19 protein-coding genes are annotated in these 16941 nt (G+C 50.1%); 7 read left to right on the plus strand and 12 right to left on the minus strand.

Annotated elements, in window-relative coordinates; translation table 11 throughout:
* Positions 1-84 precede the first annotated feature (84 nt).
* Positions 85-786 (plus strand): superoxide dismutase, encoded by a 702-nt coding sequence (locus AC0QUU_RS13575; protein WP_474543426.1) that lies wholly within the window; start codon positions 85-87, stop codon positions 784-786.
* A 77-nt stretch (positions 787-863) separates the two neighbouring features.
* Here AC0QUU_RS13575 and AC0QUU_RS13580 read toward each other — a convergent pair whose 3' ends face one another.
* The 12 genes from AC0QUU_RS13580 to AC0QUU_RS13635 all read right to left on the minus strand — a co-directional run bounded on the left by AC0QUU_RS13580 (position 864) and on the right by AC0QUU_RS13635 (position 10656).
* Positions 864-1622 carry a MerR family transcriptional regulator gene (locus tag AC0QUU_RS13580; protein ID WP_474543427.1) on the minus strand — a complete coding sequence of 253 codons (759 nt, stop codon included), beginning with the start codon at positions 1620-1622 and terminating at the stop codon, positions 864-866.
* A gap of 166 nt (positions 1623-1788) precedes the next feature.
* A complete protein-coding gene (locus AC0QUU_RS13585) occupies positions 1789-2148 on the minus strand; it encodes a YccF domain-containing protein (protein ID WP_474543428.1) in 360 nt (119 codons plus the stop codon).
* A gap of 3 nt (positions 2149-2151) precedes the next feature.
* Positions 2152-2943 carry a peroxide stress protein YaaA gene (gene yaaA / locus AC0QUU_RS13590; RefSeq protein WP_474543429.1) on the minus strand — a complete coding sequence of 264 codons (792 nt, stop codon included), beginning with the start codon at positions 2941-2943 and terminating at the stop codon, positions 2152-2154.
* Positions 2940-3635 carry a metallophosphoesterase gene (locus AC0QUU_RS13595; RefSeq protein ID WP_474543430.1) on the minus strand — a complete coding sequence of 232 codons (696 nt, stop codon included), beginning with the start codon at positions 3633-3635 and terminating at the stop codon, positions 2940-2942. The genes yaaA and AC0QUU_RS13595 overlap by 4 nt, the downstream gene beginning before the upstream one ends.
* A gap of 72 nt (positions 3636-3707) precedes the next feature.
* A complete protein-coding gene (locus tag AC0QUU_RS13600) occupies positions 3708-4079 on the minus strand; it encodes an MGMT family protein (RefSeq protein ID WP_474543431.1) in 372 nt (123 codons plus the stop codon).
* Positions 4080-4117: 38 nt separating this feature from the next.
* Positions 4118-4684 carry an alpha/beta hydrolase gene (locus AC0QUU_RS13605; RefSeq protein ID WP_474543432.1) on the minus strand — a complete coding sequence of 189 codons (567 nt, stop codon included), beginning with the start codon at positions 4682-4684 and terminating at the stop codon, positions 4118-4120.
* Positions 4685-5408: 724 nt separating this feature from the next.
* Positions 5409-5987 carry a 4Fe-4S dicluster domain-containing protein gene (locus AC0QUU_RS13610; RefSeq protein ID WP_474543433.1) on the minus strand — a complete coding sequence of 193 codons (579 nt, stop codon included), beginning with the start codon at positions 5985-5987 and terminating at the stop codon, positions 5409-5411.
* Positions 5988-6012: 25 nt separating this feature from the next.
* A complete protein-coding gene (locus tag AC0QUU_RS13615; RefSeq protein ID WP_474543434.1) occupies positions 6013-7092 on the minus strand; it encodes a hydrogenase large subunit in 1080 nt (359 codons plus the stop codon).
* Between the two features lie 6 nt (positions 7093-7098).
* The gene (locus AC0QUU_RS13620; protein ID WP_474543435.1) at positions 7099-7449 is read right to left on the minus strand and encodes an NADH-quinone oxidoreductase subunit C; all 351 of its coding nucleotides are present in this window, start codon (positions 7447-7449) and stop codon (positions 7099-7101) included.
* 6 nt (positions 7450-7455) lie between these two features.
* Complete coding sequence (locus AC0QUU_RS13625) at positions 7456-7893, minus strand: NADH-quinone oxidoreductase subunit B family protein (protein ID WP_474543436.1); 438 nt, start codon at positions 7891-7893, stop codon at positions 7456-7458.
* Positions 7894-7906: 13 nt separating this feature from the next.
* Complete coding sequence (locus tag AC0QUU_RS13630) at positions 7907-8773, minus strand: respiratory chain complex I subunit 1 family protein (protein ID WP_474543437.1); 867 nt, start codon at positions 8771-8773, stop codon at positions 7907-7909.
* Entirely contained in the window at positions 8764-10656 is a 1893-nt protein-coding gene (locus tag AC0QUU_RS13635) for an NADH-quinone oxidoreductase subunit 5 family protein (RefSeq protein ID WP_474543438.1), read from the minus strand. The genes AC0QUU_RS13630 and AC0QUU_RS13635 overlap by 10 nt, the downstream gene beginning before the upstream one ends.
* 227 nt (positions 10657-10883) lie before the next feature.
* Here AC0QUU_RS13635 and hypA point away from each other — a divergent pair, with 227 nt between their 5' ends.
* Genes hypA through hypE form a run of 6 tightly spaced genes read left to right on the plus strand, consistent with a single transcriptional unit; the run spans position 10884 to position 16592 of the window.
* Positions 10884-11267: a hydrogenase maturation nickel metallochaperone HypA gene (hypA, locus tag AC0QUU_RS13640; protein WP_474543439.1), complete on the plus strand. Its 384-nt coding sequence runs from the start codon at positions 10884-10886 to the stop codon at positions 11265-11267.
* Complete coding sequence (gene hypB, locus AC0QUU_RS13645) at positions 11227-11883, plus strand: hydrogenase nickel incorporation protein HypB (protein WP_474543440.1); 657 nt, start codon at positions 11227-11229, stop codon at positions 11881-11883. Before hypA ends, hypB begins: the two co-directional genes overlap by 41 nt.
* Positions 11880-14276, plus strand: coding sequence for a carbamoyltransferase HypF (gene hypF / locus AC0QUU_RS13650; RefSeq protein WP_474543441.1), 2397 nt, complete (start codon positions 11880-11882; stop codon positions 14274-14276). Before hypB ends, hypF begins: the two co-directional genes overlap by 4 nt.
* Positions 14263-14463 (plus strand): HypC/HybG/HupF family hydrogenase formation chaperone, encoded by a 201-nt coding sequence (locus tag AC0QUU_RS13655; RefSeq protein ID WP_474543442.1) that lies wholly within the window; start codon positions 14263-14265, stop codon positions 14461-14463. Before hypF ends, AC0QUU_RS13655 begins: the two co-directional genes overlap by 14 nt.
* Positions 14453-15544: a hydrogenase formation protein HypD gene (gene hypD / locus AC0QUU_RS13660; RefSeq protein WP_474543443.1), complete on the plus strand. Its 1092-nt coding sequence runs from the start codon at positions 14453-14455 to the stop codon at positions 15542-15544. The genes AC0QUU_RS13655 and hypD overlap by 11 nt, the downstream gene beginning before the upstream one ends.
* A gap of 34 nt (positions 15545-15578) precedes the next feature.
* The gene (gene hypE, locus AC0QUU_RS13665) at positions 15579-16592 is read left to right on the plus strand and encodes a hydrogenase expression/formation protein HypE (RefSeq protein WP_474543444.1); all 1014 of its coding nucleotides are present in this window, start codon (positions 15579-15581) and stop codon (positions 16590-16592) included.
* Positions 16593-16941 lie beyond the last annotated feature (349 nt).

Raw genomic sequence — 16941 nt, forward strand, 5'->3', positions numbered from 1 at the left:
TATCCGCAAATTTCTTTTGCAGGACAGGAAACATATGCCTGCACACTCTCATATACTATCAGGAAAGCCACTTAAGGAACCTATATGAACGACTATTATCCATTTGTCAACACACCTCTGCCCTACGCCTATGACGCGCTGGAGCCTTATATTGATGAGGAAACCATGCACCTTCACCATGACCGCCATCTTCAGACATACATTGATAATCTGAATCATTTTCTTACAGAAAACCCTGCTCTGCAGAAATATTCTCTGGAAGAGCTGCTGACCATATGGCGCCGGCTTCCCTGCCATCTCCAGGCACCTCTCCGGAACAATGCAGGCGGGGTATATAATCATCGTTTTTATTTTGAAAGCATGAAGCCCTGCCGCAGCACAGCCTGTTCCCGGGGAAATGCTGCCGTCCCGGAGACCGGCTCCTGCTTTTCTGAAGAAGAAACTGTATTCTCATTCCGTCTCTTCCAGGAGATGTCCCGCCAGTTCGGTAGTCCTGAAAATTTTAAGACCCGTTTTAAAGAGGCCGCTCTGTCCGTCTTCGGTTCCGGCTATGCCTGGCTGGTATCTGACGGCGGACGTCTTAAAATTATAACTTCGGCCAACCAGAATACGCCCGTATTCCGCTCCGGCGCACATATTCTGAACATTGACGTCTGGGAACACGCATACTATCTGAAACATTACAACCTGCGCGCCGCATATATTGACGACTGGTTCCGGGTAGTAAACTGGGAGAAAGCCGGCGAGCGATTTGCCTCCGTACATCCGGACTGCAGGTGCAGATAAAATATTTTTTGCTTTCTCTGCAGATCATAAAACAGACAGGGCAGACACGCCTTCCTTTGTCTGCCCTGTCTGTTTTATCATTCCCCGATTTTATATTTTATGGCCTTCTCAAGGAATCCGGCGCACCCAGGCACTTCCCGGTCATAATAAGCCTGAAAGCGCTCGTCGCTGATATACATCTCTGCAACCGCCTTATGCGCTTCTTCTGTATACTTCTTCCATGTCATGCCGAGCCATTCCTTGTGAAGCAGCACGATCCGTCCTGCTTCTTTGCTCTCCGGACTGATACCGTTTCTGACTGCTTCTTCCAGACGTGTACGGATCTCTTCGCCCAGATTCTGAAACCGTTCATACTCTTCTTCTGTCATATTCAGAATTTTCCCCTGTGCCTCGTCCACCTCGCCGTCCCCGTATTTTGCACGGGCTTCTGCCCCGTACATTTCTTCGTGCTGTCTGACTATACCTTCCTTAAATACCTGAAATTTCTCCGTATCATCCATCCGCTCTTCTCCTTTCATTGCCATAATAGAACGATGTACCAGACTGATCAGAGCATCCATATGCGCTCTCTGCGTCTTCAGTTCCCTCAAATGCTCTTCAAGAGCGCCCATAAGGTCAAAATCTTCTTCCATCAGTATCCGGCGGATGCTTTTCAGATCAAATCCTCTCTCCCGGTAAAACAGGATCTGCTGCAGCATGTCGACCTCCTGTTTCCCATAAAACCGATATCCTGCGTCACTGATAAAGGCCGGCTTCAGAAGACCGATCTGATCATAATACCGCAGGGTTCGGGTACTGACTCCCGCCATGTCCGCCAGTTCTCTGATACTGTACATTTTTCTGCCCTCCTGATCTGTTCTGATTCCGTGCCGCCCGGCAGAAACTTCCGCGCCGGATACGGCAGATCTCGTTCTGGAATCAATGATAACAGTTGACGCAGCGTCAAGGTCAAGATGAAAACCGAAAAAAATATAACGGTTCTTTCTGAAAAGGACAGTCCTGCTATCCTACTGCCGCTCCAAAAGGCATCAGCGCCAGTTTTGCAAGTTTGAAGTGCTGCATGCCAAATGGAATCCCGATCACCGTAATACACAGAACAGCGCCAAACGCCAGATGCTCAATCGCCAGAGGCAGTCCTGAAACAATAATCCAGATCACATTCAGCAGAAGAGAGCCTGCTCCTCCGCCATATACAACTTCCTTTCCAAACGGAAAGAAACTCAGTGACGCGAACTTGAAGCACTGCATCCCCACCGGTATTCCGATAATCGTAATGCACCACAGACAGCCGGCAAGACACCAGCTCAGCCCGCTGATCAGTCCTCCGCAGAGAAACCACAGCAGATTTCCGAGACATCCCATATTTTAAACCTCCTGCTTTAAAAATATATATTCCGTCTCTGTAGACATTCCCTGGTCAAACCGGTATCCCAGCCGGTCAAATTCCTTGATTTTCTCCGGATTCTCCACTGCATTTTCCGCCAGATACCGTACCATCTCACCCCTTGCCATTTTTGCAAGGGTTCCTTTCTGCTTCACTTTTCCATCCGCCAGTCCGCCGAATACAACCGTCAGAAAGGTGTCCTCCGGAGTCAGATATTTTTCCACACACCTGGAATACTCCTTGGAAGCCAGATTGAGAATAAAGCTTCCTTTTTTCCCGGCTTTCCGGTTCAGGGCCCCCTCCTGTGCGCGTTCTCCCCCGTATACAACTTCCCGGTACAGTCTGTCGCCCCAGAATTTATACAGATCTCCCTCCTCAGATGCCTTTGCCTGCATCTCCAGACGATAGGGAACCACGCCGTCAAAGGGCTTCAGCACACCGTAAAAGCCGGAAAGAATCCGCAGATGTTCCTGAATATAATCCGTTTCAGATCCTCCGAACACGGCAGGCGCCATATACTGATACTGAATTCCCTCGTAAGCGATTACAGCGGGCGTAAGATTTCTGTTCAGGTTCATTTCCTGAAAACGCCTGTAGTTCTGCTCTGCAATTCTGTCATTGCATTTCCACAATTCCTTTGCCTGTTCAAATGTAAGCTGCCGCATCCACGCAAGAAGCTCCTCTGTCTGTTCAAGAAACACCGGCGTGCTTCTGCATGCAAGGGTATCCGTATCAACATTCATTTTCTTCGCTGGTGAAATAATAATCTTCATAATATTCTCTCCGGTCTGAATCTTAAATAATCAGAAGACACAAGATGATAGATAATGCCGCCCACTTCGCCGTGGAAACTATCGTCATATCTTGCTTTCCCATGGCAGTGGGAGTAAACCACCTGCTCCGCCCTGTACTTCCGGGCCATTCTTGTAAAGCCGCTCTCTGTCTCTCCGATACTGGTCGGGGGATAATGTAGAAACATGAGAAACTTCCGGCACCCTGCTGACGCCGCGGCCTCAAAAGACTCCTGCAGCCTTGCCAGCTCCCGGTCTCTGATCTTTTCAAAATGTTCATAGGTATCTTTTCCTTCGTAACAGTATCCTTTTGTCCCCACAAGCGCATAGTCCTCATAGGTATAAAAATTGTTCTGCAGAAAGGAAAGCCGTCCCTCATACAGACTGTTAAGCTTCCGGGTCTTTTTCGCGTCCCAGAACATGTCGTGATTGCCCCGCAGCAGAATCTTTCTCCCGGGAAGAGCAGCAATAAACTCCAGATCCTCCCTGCACTCCTCCAGGTTTCTGCCCCAGGAATGGTCTCCTGTGATCACAGCAGTGTCCGTCTCTTTTACATATTTCTTCCAGTACTTTTCAATCTTCCTGACATGATTTTTCCACTCGCGTCCGAATACATCCATCGGTTTATTTACCGCAAAAGAAAGATGAAAATCTCCCATCGCATATAATGCCATTATCTGTCCTCCCCGTAATCCGGCACCTGTCAGCCATCGGATTACACATGCATGATCTCCTTGCTTTTCTGTCTAAATATTCTGTGCCTCAAATATCTCCCGGAACCGGAGGGCTTCCTCCATTGTGTTATGCCAGCCGTCGCGTTTCAGATCGACCCGCCAGCCGTCCTCTGTATATTCCACTTTCACCCCTTCTGATTCCAGAAGCCGTTTCTGAAGATCGTGGGTCTCAAATGCTGCCGCTCCGCTTAAGATCCCCCGGGAATTCACAACCCGGTGAGCAGGAATATTCTCGCCCATTCTTCCCCGGTTCAGGGCATAACCCACCTGGCGGGCATTCCGGGGCCGGCCGCAGAGCATGGCTATCTGTCCGTATGTGGCGGCTTTTCCATATGGAATCGCGCGGCAGACAATAGCCGCGCGTTTATAGAAATCGTAACTCATTTTATCCTGTCCTTAAAATTTTCTGCACAGACTATTCTTTACCGGCAGTCTTTTATATAATCCTCGGTCTTTTTCATGATATCCTGCAGATTTTCCAGATCTTCCGCCACATTTCCTGTCTCCAGGGAATGGTCGGCTCCGTCAATCACATACAGCGGGAAACCGCCTTTCTCACAGCCCTCCTGAACCACATGCCAGTCAACCCAGGAATCCGCGGTTCCGGTAAATGCGATTCCCGGCTGTGTCATAAACTGAAAGGAAGCTTCCACCGGCGTATAATAAATATTTCTTGTGTTCAGACCATGCTTGCCTCCATATGCAGACGCCACCGCTGTCCCCACGCTTTTTGAAAGGAACAGAATGTCATCATACAGAGAAAAATCCACATCTTTCAGAATTTCTTCCGACTGTCTTACCGCGCTGAAAAAGACTTCCTCCATCTTCTCTTTTGATCCTTTTACTCCTTTCGGGAAATTTCCGTAAGGCACTTCCCGGATCTCATATCCATTCTGAGCCGCGATTTTTTTACTGTAATAAAGGAGCGGTTTGTCTGTATGGTAGCCGACTCCCGGAAAAATAACTGCAAGTTTTTTCATACTGTTCATATACGTTTCCTCCTGAGCCTCTATCATAACACATCCCGGACAGCGGAAGAAACACTCTTTCCTGAAATTACTCACAAATGTACCCTTCGGATTTGTATAATTGAGAAGGGACGCCGGGAGAGACTGGTGTGGTGCCGGAGGACACACTTGCGTTCGGATCGCAGACGCAGCGGTACGTAAGAGCGCAAAAAACGCGCTCTAAGAACCGGCGCTGCTTTACGGTCCTCCATCCCCACACCAGTCCCTCCCGGCTGACTTCTCCCTCACACAATTCCGGATTCCGTCAGAACCAAGCCGGACCTCCCCCCTGGCTGCCCTCACTCCTGTCCAACCGCCATCTTTGCTGTTAAACCTCTCTTTGAGTTTTCTTTTATGAGGAATTGCGAAAGAAACTTCCGCATTTGAAAAATCTGCAAACATTCAGGAACTTCTTACGGACAGAATACACAGGAGATACGGGATGTGGGATCCTTGTGACTCGAAGGAATCTGTAAGAAAAACAAAGGAGCTGATATCTGATGTTAAGGCCTGAAATGAAGCTGTTCGAACATAGTGAGTTTTCATCTCAGGCCTTGCTTTTAATCAGATTTCAGATCCTTTATTTTTCTCAGATTCCGGAGTGGAACAAGGATCCCACATCCCGTATCTCCGTCCCGTTCTATCCAGAATATCCTGAATATTTTCCAGCATTTCCTAATTTAAGTTCCCTTCGACAAATCCGAAGTCACCCTTTCATCTCTATGGCTTTCTTCGGACATGCCCCGGCGCAGATTCCACACTCTACGCATTTTTCTTCATCCAGCTTCCAGATCTTCTCTTTCCGTTCCACCTGAATAGCCTCCTGGGGACACTTCTTCGCGCACAGAGTACAGTAAACACATTTTTCCGCATCCATTACCGGCTTTCCGCCTGCTGACGCGCCCGCGCCGTTTTCTCCGTCTTCCTTCTTTTCTTCCTGCGGTTTTGTAAACGTCTCACTCTTTTTCAGGATATCCGGCTCCGTATATCCCTTTTCCATAGTCAGACAGTTCTTCGGGCAGGCGATCACACAGCTGCCGCACTGCACGCAGTCAAACCGGCTGATGGTCCATGTACCTGCTTTTCTGTCCACCTGAATAGCCAGTGAAGGGCATGCCCTGGCGCAAAGGCCACAGGTAATGCAGTCCTCGATTTTTATTTCCACATGTCCGCGCATCCTGGCCGGGTAGTCGGCAGGTTCAAACGGATACTGTGTCGTTGCCGGTTTCTTAAAAAGATTTTTTAATATTCTTCCGGCAAATGTAAAATACTTTGTTTTTTCCATACCGCTTCTCCTTTCCCTGACTTCATTAACGTTCCGTACAGCTTACACACGGATCGATCGTGAGAATCAGAAGCGGCACATCCGCCAGCTGGCATCCTTTGAGCATCTCGACCATGGGCGGAATATTGCTGGTCGTCGGCGTGCGCAGACGGAAACGGTCCAGATACTTTTTGCCGCTGCCTTTTACGTAATAGATCGCCTCGCCTCTGGGCTGCTCAATGCGTACAAAATACTCGCCGTCCGGATTGCCTTTCACCGGCACGCTGATATCTCCCTGGGGGATCTTTCCAATCGCTTCACGGATCAGATCAAAACTCTGGAACAATTCTTTCAGGCGCACCTCGCATCTTCCGTAAGAATCCCCGTCTTTTGAGATAATCGGCTCGACCGTCAGATCTTTATACGCTCCGTATCCCAAAAGACGTGCGTCATATTCCACACCACTGGCACGGAGCATGGGGCCTACCGCACCCTGGGCTATGGCGTCATCCTTTGACAGAACACCCACGCCTTTGAGGCGGCTCTGCACTGTATAATCATGGAGAAACGTCTTTACAATCGGTTTCATCTGCTTCTCTATATCATCAATAGCGTGAAGAATATCATTAAGCATTGTGCTGTCCATATCCCTCTGCACACCGCCCACCTGATTGACAGAATGAATAATACGGCCGCCTGTGGTTTCATCGAACATATCCAGAATCTTCTCCCGCAGCCGCCAGCTTTCCATATGCAGACTTTCAAATCCCATTGCGTCCGCCAGAAGACCAAGCCACAACAGATGACTGTGTACACGGCTCATCTCCACCCAGATTGTACGCAGATATTTGGCCCGGTCGGGCACTTCGATATTCATAACCTGTTCAACCGCGAGACAGTACCCCAGACCATGTCCGCAGCTGCATATCCCGCAGATACGCTCAGCCACATAAGTATACTGTTTGAAATCTCTTTTATCTACCAGTTTTTCCAGCCCTCTGTGGATATATCCGATACTGGGGATAACACCGACAACAGTTTCATCCTCCAGCACCAGATCCAGGTGCACCGGTTCCGGCAGGACCGGATGCTGTGGGCCGAAAGGTATAATACTTCTCTTTGCCATATCTTCTTACTCCTTATTCTTAAACGGCGCTGTCTGGTCAATCCGGTACAGTCTGTCCTGATAGTCCGGCTTGATTCTTCCGATCTTAACGCCGAACAGCTCGGCCGCTTCATTTTCCTGTATATACGCGCACGGATAGATCTGCGTGATACTCGCCACTTCTTCGTCATCTTTCGGTTCCAGACGCAGTGTAACCATATCATATCCTCTGCAGAAGGAATAACTCATCTCATATCCTCCCGCTACCGTAGTCGCGCATATCTGCACCAGCCTCCATTTGTCCGTCTTCATATGAACAATGGCCGGAAAGAATTCCGACATAGATATCTTTCTGATCTCGCTCTTATAATCATCCATTTTCAGTTACCTTCCTTTCGCTTCCAGCGCCGCCTGTTTTGCGTCCAGCACCTTCAGAGCTTTCACAACTCCGTCAATAATCGCCTCAGGACGGGCCGCGCATCCGGGTACATAGACATCCACGGGAATAACTGTATCTATTCCCCCCTTGATGTTATAGCACTCTTTAAACACACCTCCTGTACAGGCACAGATTCCCACTGCAACTACAACTTTCGGCTCCGGCATCTGACTGTATATCTGCTTTACCACACTTTCAGTCTGGCTGTTTACGCCGCCTGTAATCAGGAAAATATCCGCCTGGAACGGGTCTCCCGTATTAATAATTCCAAATCTTTCGATATCATATTTCGGTGTAAGACAGTCCAGCACCTCAATATCACATCCATTGCAGCTGCTGGCGTCATAATGGAGCAGCCATGGTGATTTTGATACTTTTGCCATAATCGTCTTCCTCCTACTTATCCAGCATTAAAATCAGTATATTTACGCCTCCGGCCACCAGTGTAATAACCCAGCAGCCATAGAGAACTGTTTTCCATTTCAGGCGCGCGCTGATGTTGTCCCACAGCGTCTCCATAAAGAAGAGAACAAGACAGATCACAAGCGACACAATCCAGCTCCACCATGTGCTGTTCACAAAGAACAGAAAAAAGATGCCCAGAAGTACGATCATCTCATAATATTCCGCAATGTTCATAATAGCCAGTGCCGATCCTGACATTTCCGTGGTAATTCCCTTTACCATTTCCTGATGCGCGTGATGGCTGGTGGAAAGGTCGAAAGGAGATTTCCGGAATTTAATTGCCGCCGTAAACATAAATCCTACAAGAAGACCTGGCATCCACAGAACCGCGCTGACCGGCTGCTGAATAATATCTCCTACATGAAACGAGCCTGTAGTCAGATAAAAGCCAACCGCTACAAGCAGCGTCAGCGGTTCATATGCCATCATCTGCATCATCTCCCTGCTGGCTCCCATATTGGCATAAGGTGATGAATCAGACGAAGCTGCCATAATAAGAAACATGTCTGCCGTACTGAGGATGAAAAGCACCATCAGCAGATCTGCTCCTGAAAAAAGCATGGCTCCCGCAATCATCAGAATCACCAGATAACTCAGATTCAGAAGAAGCTGCACGTTATTTACCGCGATAAGCTGCTTTGAAAACAATTTCCCCAGATCATAAAACGGCTGCAGAATACTGGGGCCCTTTCTGCGCTGCATCCTTGCGCTGATAATGCGGTCCAGACCGTCCAGCAGACCGCCGATAAGAGGCGCCAGAATCAGATACGCCAGCACAATAACTACTTTTACAGCCATGTCACACCTCCTATTACCAGACAGAATCCGACTACAAGCACTGCCGCTGCCACAATAATAGACGGGATACGCAGATGCCGGCGTCCGAATTCAAACCGCAGGTACCAGTTGCTTAAATAAAGATGATCCTGCCCGCCGAAGCTGTTGATAAAGAACCGATTGTCTCCATTGTTTACGCCGTTCATATAGATCGGCACAAGCTCCTTGTGCGATCTGCGGCTCACGAAAAACATAACCGCCGGAACGATAAAAATAGATACCAGCATAATCGCCATTGTCGTAAGGACGCTCATGGAAATTACGTCATGCGTATTTCCGAACAGATTTCTGACGATCGGGTTGATCACAGTCTCCGCAGTCGCAGGAAGCAGCAGACAGAGCAGAAGCATTGTAGCTGCATGGAAAAACATGGATATGTATTCATCTTTCCGCGTCACATCTTTTACTTTATCTCTCGGAATATGATAACAGATCAGCTTCGCGAGCCATTTTGTCCAGTAGAACATCGTTGTGGCGCTTCCGTACGCGATGCAGAGCACAAGAATAACATTTCCCGAATCCACAAATGCTTTCAGGGCCACCCACTTTGATATCAGCATTCCAAACGGCGCCAGGTACATGCCGGCGATACCGATGCCCATGATATATGCAAGCTTCGGCACACGGATGATCAGGCCGTGCATATCCTCAATATCCCTGGAACCCAGTGTGTTTTCCGCCGCTCCTACGGACTGGAACAGCATGGATTTGCTGACTGAGTGGAAGATCATCAGGAAAACAGCCGCCCAGACCGTCTCTTCCGCACCGATTCCGGTACATCCCACAATCAGGCCCAGATTTGATATTGTCGAAAATGCCAGTACTTTCTTGGCATCATTCTGTGCAATCGCCATCATACTTGCCATAATAAATGTAAATCCGCCGATACTGGATACAATAATTCCTACCAGATTTCCTTCCAGCGCAGGCGAGATACGGATCAACAGATATACGCCTGCCTTGACCATCGTCGCGCTGTGCAGCAGCGCGCTGGAAGGCGTAGGCGCCACCATGGCTCCCAGAAGCCATGTGGAAAACGGAAGCTGCGCTGATTTCGTCATGCCTGCAAGAGCCAGACACATCAGCGGCAGAGGAGCTCCTACTTCAACTACATGTATCAGCTGAAGGCTTCCGCTTATCTGAGCCATAATGGCAATTGCCACAGCGAAGCCCAGACCGCCCAGCAGATTCATCCACAAAGCACAGAAACTGTTGTTTACCGCCTCTTCCGTCCGGGTATAGCCAATCATCAGGAACGAAATCACACTGGTAATCTCCCAGAAGAAATAGATCCAGATCAGGTTCTGGGACAGAACCAGTCCGAACATAGCCGCCAGAAACAGAAACAGCATGGAGAAGAAAAACGGCTGTCTGTCCTTCACCTCTGTATGATGTTTATGGTATCCCTTCATATATCCTACTGTGTAAATACAGATAAATCCTCCGATAAACGCGATGATAATGCACATCAGAATCGTCAGCCAGTCCACCATCATATGAGGAGCTTCCGCTACTTCTGACGTAAATTCTGTATACAGTACAACAGCTGTCTGAACAACCGAAAGAATAATCGGCAGTATTTTTCCGTATTTCACACTCAGCCAGATAATCAGGCACATCAGGAAAATGTCCCCCACAGTCATCAGATGGTCGATCAGCTCTGTCTCCGGGTAAAACATCTGTTTCTGCGCTCCCGCGGTAATCCACTGAACTACAAACATTACTGTTGTAAACATAATAATACCGGCACCTGCATAGACGATGTAACCTCTTGCCTTTTCGTTCCGCACGAATTGAAATAGCACCGCCAGCACTGCCGGTATTCCGATCAGTAATGGTATCATGTTGTAATCCTCCTTTCACTCTCTCCTTTTTATGTAAACAGCTTTCTGCTGGAGGGTAAAGAACCTATAATATTTGTTATAATCCTGATTTGCAGATTTTACAAGATCAGAATGCGACTTTTTTGTTTTATTTCACAAAAAATGTGCTAAAATGTAGGTTGTTGCAATATGACTGTCCATCATTTCTGACAGAAAATGGCAGACATTACGACATGGAGGTGTCTAATATGCACGAACTGAGTATCACTGAGCATCTGCTTGCAGACTGTATCAGAAACGCGGAAGCGCAGAACGCATCAAAAATCCGGGTCATCCGCCTGTGTATCGGCCAGCTCCGGGGCATTGTTCCGGACTGCATTCAGATTTATCTGGATATGCTTTCTGAAGGAACCATCGCCGAAGGAGCCCGTATTGAAGCGGAGTTTCCTCCCGTAAGGGTACGCTGCAGAGACTGCCGGAAGGAGGGGGAAATCACGCCCCATCATCTTGCATGCCCCCACTGCGGCAGTCTGAGACTTAAGCTGCTGTCAGGAAAGGAATTTTATATTAAAAGTATGGAGGTAGATATCAATGGAGATCAAAATACTGCATCAGGTAATGGACTGGAATGAAGACGTAAGCGAAGAGGTAAAAGAGTCCCTCGCCTCTCATCAGATCTGCATGATTAATATAATGGGAAGTCCGGGAGCAGGAAAGACCAGCCTGATTACTTCTCTGATTGACCGGCTTAAAGAGGACTTCCGCATAGGCGTAATCGAAGGAGACATTGCCGGCCAGGTAGATGCCGAGCGTATCGCCGGCCTGGGCATTCCCACTGTTCAGCTCAACACGGACGGCGCATGCCATATTGAAGCTATGAGTATTCAGCACATCCTTCCCGAGTTGCCTCTGGATCAGCTGGACGTTATTTTTGTGGAAAATATCGGAAACCTGGTATGCCCGGCGGAGTTCCGGATCGGCGAATCACTGCGCATCACCATCCTGAGTATACCGGAAGGCGATGACAAAGTAGAAAAGTATCCTCTTATGTTTACAGATACGGACTGCCTTGTACTGAATAAATATGATATGCTGCCTTACTTTGACTTTAATGAGAAAAGAGTTTGCGCGAATTATGAAACCGTCAATCCCGGAGCGCCTCTCTTCCGCGTCAGCAGCCGCACCGGCGGCGGCCTTGCAGAACTGGCAGACTTTATTTCCGGAAATATCAGAAAAGCAAAAGCATGAAAAGCAGCAGCGACAAAACAAAAACAAATTACAATAACGCAGGCACAGACAACAGCCCCGGCGGCGGCAGAAAAACTGTCCGCCTTATAATAGAAGGGATTGTTCAGGGAGTAGGCTTCCGCCCCTTCCTTCATCGCCTGGCCGACCGTCATTCTGTCTCCGGCTGGGTCCGCAACACTTCTTCCGGCCTGGAAGGAGTCCTGAAAGGGACACCTACGTCTCTGGAGGATTTTCTCTCAGAGATTAAAACGTCTCCTCCGCCCATGGCGTCTGTAGAAGCTGTCAGAACGGAAGCTATTCCGGAGGATCCGGGCTCTGCGGACTTCTCCGGATTCAAAATCCTGGAAAGCCGGACTGACGCAGGGGCGACTCTCATATCCCCTGACATTGCCATGTGTCCGGAATGCGAGGCAGAACTTTATACAAAAACAGACCGCAGATACCGGTATCCTTTTATCAACTGTACAAACTGCGGCCCCCGTTACACGATCATAGAATCTCTTCCCTATGACAGGAACAGGACAGTCATGAACGAATTCCGGATGTGTGAAGACTGCAGCCACGAATACCACGATATCCGCGACCGCCGTTATCACGCGCAGCCGGATTGCTGCCCCGAATGCGGTCCCCAGGTTTTCTGCCTGGAGCAGAACCGGCTTGCCAAAGAAGGGGAAGAGGCTTTGCGCTCTTCCCAGAAACTTCTGGCAGGCGGCGGTATCCTGGCGGTAAAAGGAATCGGGGGCATCCACCTGGCCTGCAGCGCCCTGGATGCCGATGCAGTCAGACGGCTGCGGGAGCGAAAGCACCGGGCCGAAAAACCTCTTGCCCTTATGTGCCGTTCTCTTGATGCGGCCCGCCGGATCTGCCGGATCACACCGGAAGAAGAACAGCTCCTTACAAGCCCGGCACGGCCCATTGTACTGCTTGCCAAAAAGGATCCGGATTCGCTGAAAGAGCTGAGTTTCAGCCGCCGTCTGGGCGTCATGCTTCCCTACTCTCCGCTTCATACACTTCTGCTTGACGGCGTGTACGGCGGCCCCGATATTCTTGTCATGACAAGCGGAAATGTTCCCGGATGTCCGGTTCTGACAGAAAATGAAGAAGCCCTCCGCGCCCTGAAAGACACGGCTGACGGCTTTCTTCTTCACAACCGCCGGATCCGGAACCGCTGTGACGATTCCCTTGTCTCCGAATGGAAAGGAATGCCCTACTTTCTGCGCAGAAGCCGGGGATACGCCCCCCGCCCTCTGGATATCAGGCAGGATGCAGAAGGTATTTTCGCCCTGGGGGCAGAGCAGAAGGCATCCTTTGCCCTGGGCAAAGGGTCTCATGTATTTCTCAGTCCGTATATCGGAGATCTGAAAAACGCGGAAACTTTTGAACATTATACAAAAACACTGCAGACTTATGAGCAGCTGTTTCGCCTGAAGCCTTCCCTCTATGTCTGCGATCTTCATCCGGATTATCTGTCAGGCCGGGAAGCGGTCCGTGCCGCCGGAGAAAGGCAGGTTCCCCTTCTGAAAGTTCAGCACCACTGGGCTCACATGGCGTCCTGTATGGCGGACAACGGGCTGGATACGCCCTGTTTCGGCATTATCTGGGACGGCACCGGACTGGGAACAGACGGAAAGATCTGGGGCGGAGAATTTTTCACCGGAGATCTTTCCTCCTTTACAAGAGCCGGATCCATCCGGCCGGTTCTGCTGCCCGGCGGCGACCGCGCCATTCAGGAGATCGGCAGGATTGCCCTTTCCCTTGTTCATGACGCAGGCATCAGCGATCTCTCATGGGTTCCTCTGCCGGAAGAAAAATGCAGGATGCTTACCAGTCTTCTGTCTTCCGGATTTTCACCTTCTGCCAGCAGTATCGGACGGCTCTTTGACGGAGCAGGCGCACTGCTTCTCGGCCGCTCCCATGCAGATTATGAAGGAGAAGGCGCAGCCCTTGTAGAGGCCCTTTCTCCCGTGGAAACACCTGACCAGGCAGATTGTTCTCTTCAGGAGCTGGCTTATCCCCTGACATTTTATGAGCAGGATTCCCTGCGAATTTTTGATACCCGCCCTGTAATATCCTGCATCATTGAAGACCTGCGCCGGCAGACAGACCGGGGCACAATCGCCCTGCGCTTTATGGCGACACTCGCCTGCATGGCGCTGGATCAGTGTACTGCTCTGAATCCGGACCATCTCCCGGTAGTTCTCTCCGGCGGCGTCTTTCAGAATCGTTTTCTTCTGCATGGCGTCACAGCGCTGCTGGAAGAAAATGGATTCACTGTATACACACATCATCAGGTATCCGCAAATGACGAAGGCATCTGCCTCGGCCAGCTTGCAATTGCCCGAAAGAAAAGGAGTATGAATCATGTGTCTTGCAATGCCCATGAAAATCAATAAAATCGACGGTACTTCCGCCCAGTGCGAAGCGGGAGGCCTGACCCAGAACATCCGCATCGACTTTATCACGGACGCAAAACCCGGCGACTATGTTATGGTCCATGCCGGATTTGCCATCGAACGGATGTCAGAAAAAGAAGCTCTGGAAAATATGGAACTTCTGGAGGAAATAAAAAATGCTTTATGACAGTTATTTCAGAAAACCGGAAGACGCAGCTCTCTTCCTTGAGAAAATCCGGAAATATGCCGACCAGACCGGTCCCATCCGTCTGATGGAAATCTGCGGCACCCACACAATGGCTATCGCCCGCAGCGGGCTTAAGAGCATCCTTCCGGATAATGTACAACTGCTCTCCGGCCCTGGCTGCCCGGTCTGTGTCACCCCTTCCAGTATGATTGATCTGGTCCTTGACCTTTCTCAGAAACCCGGCACGCTGATCGCCAGCTACGGCGATCTTCTCCGTGTTCCCGGTTCCACGCAGGGGGACAGCCTCCTGGCACGCCGTGCGCTCGGAGGAAAAATCGAATCTGTATATTCTCCCATAGACGCCGTCGAGATCGCCGGAAAGCAGCCGGAAACAGAAGTTATTTTCCTTGGCGTAGGCTTTGAAACCACAGCCCCCGGCACTGCCGCCTGCATCCTGGAAGCAGCGTCCAGAGGGCTGAAAAACTTTTCTGTTTTATGCCTTCTCAAACGGACAGAACCGGCAGTCCGTTCCCTGATCGAGTCAGATGATTTTGCAGTGAACGGCTTTCTCTGTCCGGGACATGTAGCTGCCGTTATCGGCGCTGACGGTTTCGCATTTCTTCCGGAAGACTATGGGCTTCCCGGCGTCGTCAGCGGGTTTGAGCCGGCGGATCTGCTCTGCTCGGTGCTGGAATTAACAGAAATGATCGCCAGAAAGCAGCCTGCGCTGAAAAATGAATATACCCGTCTTGTCCGTCCGCAGGGCAACCCTGCCGCCCTGGCCCTGACAGAAAAAGTATTCTGTCCCGCTCCGTCGGACTGGAGAGGACTGGGACATATTGAAGGAAGCGGATACGCCATAAAACCGGAATATGCACAATGGGATGCTGTGAAAAAGTTCTCCCTGAGTCCGGAGAAGGAGAAAAATATCCCTGGATGCCGGTGTGCCGACGTAATCCGCGGTGTTCTGCGTCCGGCGGAATGCTCCCTCTTCCGGAAAGTCTGCTCCCCGGAAAATCCGGCAGGTCCCTGCATGGTATCCGGAGAAGGCGCCTGCGCTGCGGCGTATCAGTACGAATAAATAACATAAATAAACAAAAACAGAGGTAAAAATCATGGATGACAGAATCACTCTTGATTACGGCAGCGGAGGCGCAAAGACCTCAGAACTGATTGAGTCCGTTCTGCTGCCTGCATTTAACAATCAGGCTCTTTCCCGGCTGGGGGACGGCGCCCTTCTGGACGGCAGCCGGAAACTGATATTTTCCACAGACAGTTTTGTCGTATCTCCCTGGGAATTTCCCGGAGGGGACATTGGAAAACTATCTGTCTGCGGAACAGTCAACGACCTGTGTATGGCAGGCGGAACTCCTCAATATTTAAGTCTGTCTTTTATATTAGAAGAAGGATTCCTTTTCTCAGATTTCCGCTGCATTGTGTCCTCTATTGCAGAAGAGGCGAAAACCGCCGGCGTGTCCATTGTAACCGGAGATACGAAAGTGGTGGAGGCCGGAAAAGGAGACGGTATCTATATCAACACGGCAGGAATCGGATTTCAGCGCGCTGATCTTCCGGGAAAAGAGGGCATCCGCCCCGGTGACGCCGTACTGGTCAGCGGCAGTATCGGATGTCACGGCGCCGCGGTAATGATGGCCCGCTCCGGCCTCCTGAAAGAAGACAGCCCTCTCCGCTCGGACTGCCGGCCCTTACACCGGGTCTCCGCAGCCGCAATAGACGCAGCCGCAGACTCCTCTTCCCTCCGTATCCTGCGGGATCCCACAAGAGGCGGCATTGCAACCACACTGAATGAATTCACAGAAAACATGCCCTTTTCTATAGAACTGGACGAAACGGCCATCCCAGTAGATCCGGCAGTGGAAGCTGCCTGCGATATGCTGGGACTGGATCCCCTTTACTGCGCCTGCGAAGGAAGAATGCTGGTTGTCTGTGCCCCCGACAGCGCAGACGCCATCCTGGAAGCCATACGCCAGATTCCCGGCGGAGAAGACGCCGCCCGCATCGGCACCGTCACAGAAGAACTTCCCGGAAAAGTCCTCCTGAAAACATCCATCGGCGGCCGCCGCATCCTCCCCAAACTAACCGGCCTCCAACTGCCGAGGATATGCTAACCAGTCTGCAGTGCAGTAAAAAACACAGCAAGAAGACATATAAGCCAACTTATAAATGGCTTCTTGCTGTGTTTTTTAATATATGGCGGACGCCATACAGCGGGAAGAAGCCACAGGCGGATTCCCGCTGCTGCACTGCAGACGGACGACTTCCAATACTATTTCCAGTCTGCAGTGCAGCAAAGCCACATAAGTTTTCAGCATCAAAATCTTGAATCCCTGCAGGCGATATGCTATATTGTGAATAGAAAAGGAACAACCGCCCACAAGGGGTTGACCTCATAACAAGGAATAAAATAGAATTACCACCTCATCACTCAGCCAAAGTTTCGGGGTGGTTTTTCTATGC

This window comes from Mediterraneibacter sp. HA8405 (assembly GCF_056148955.1).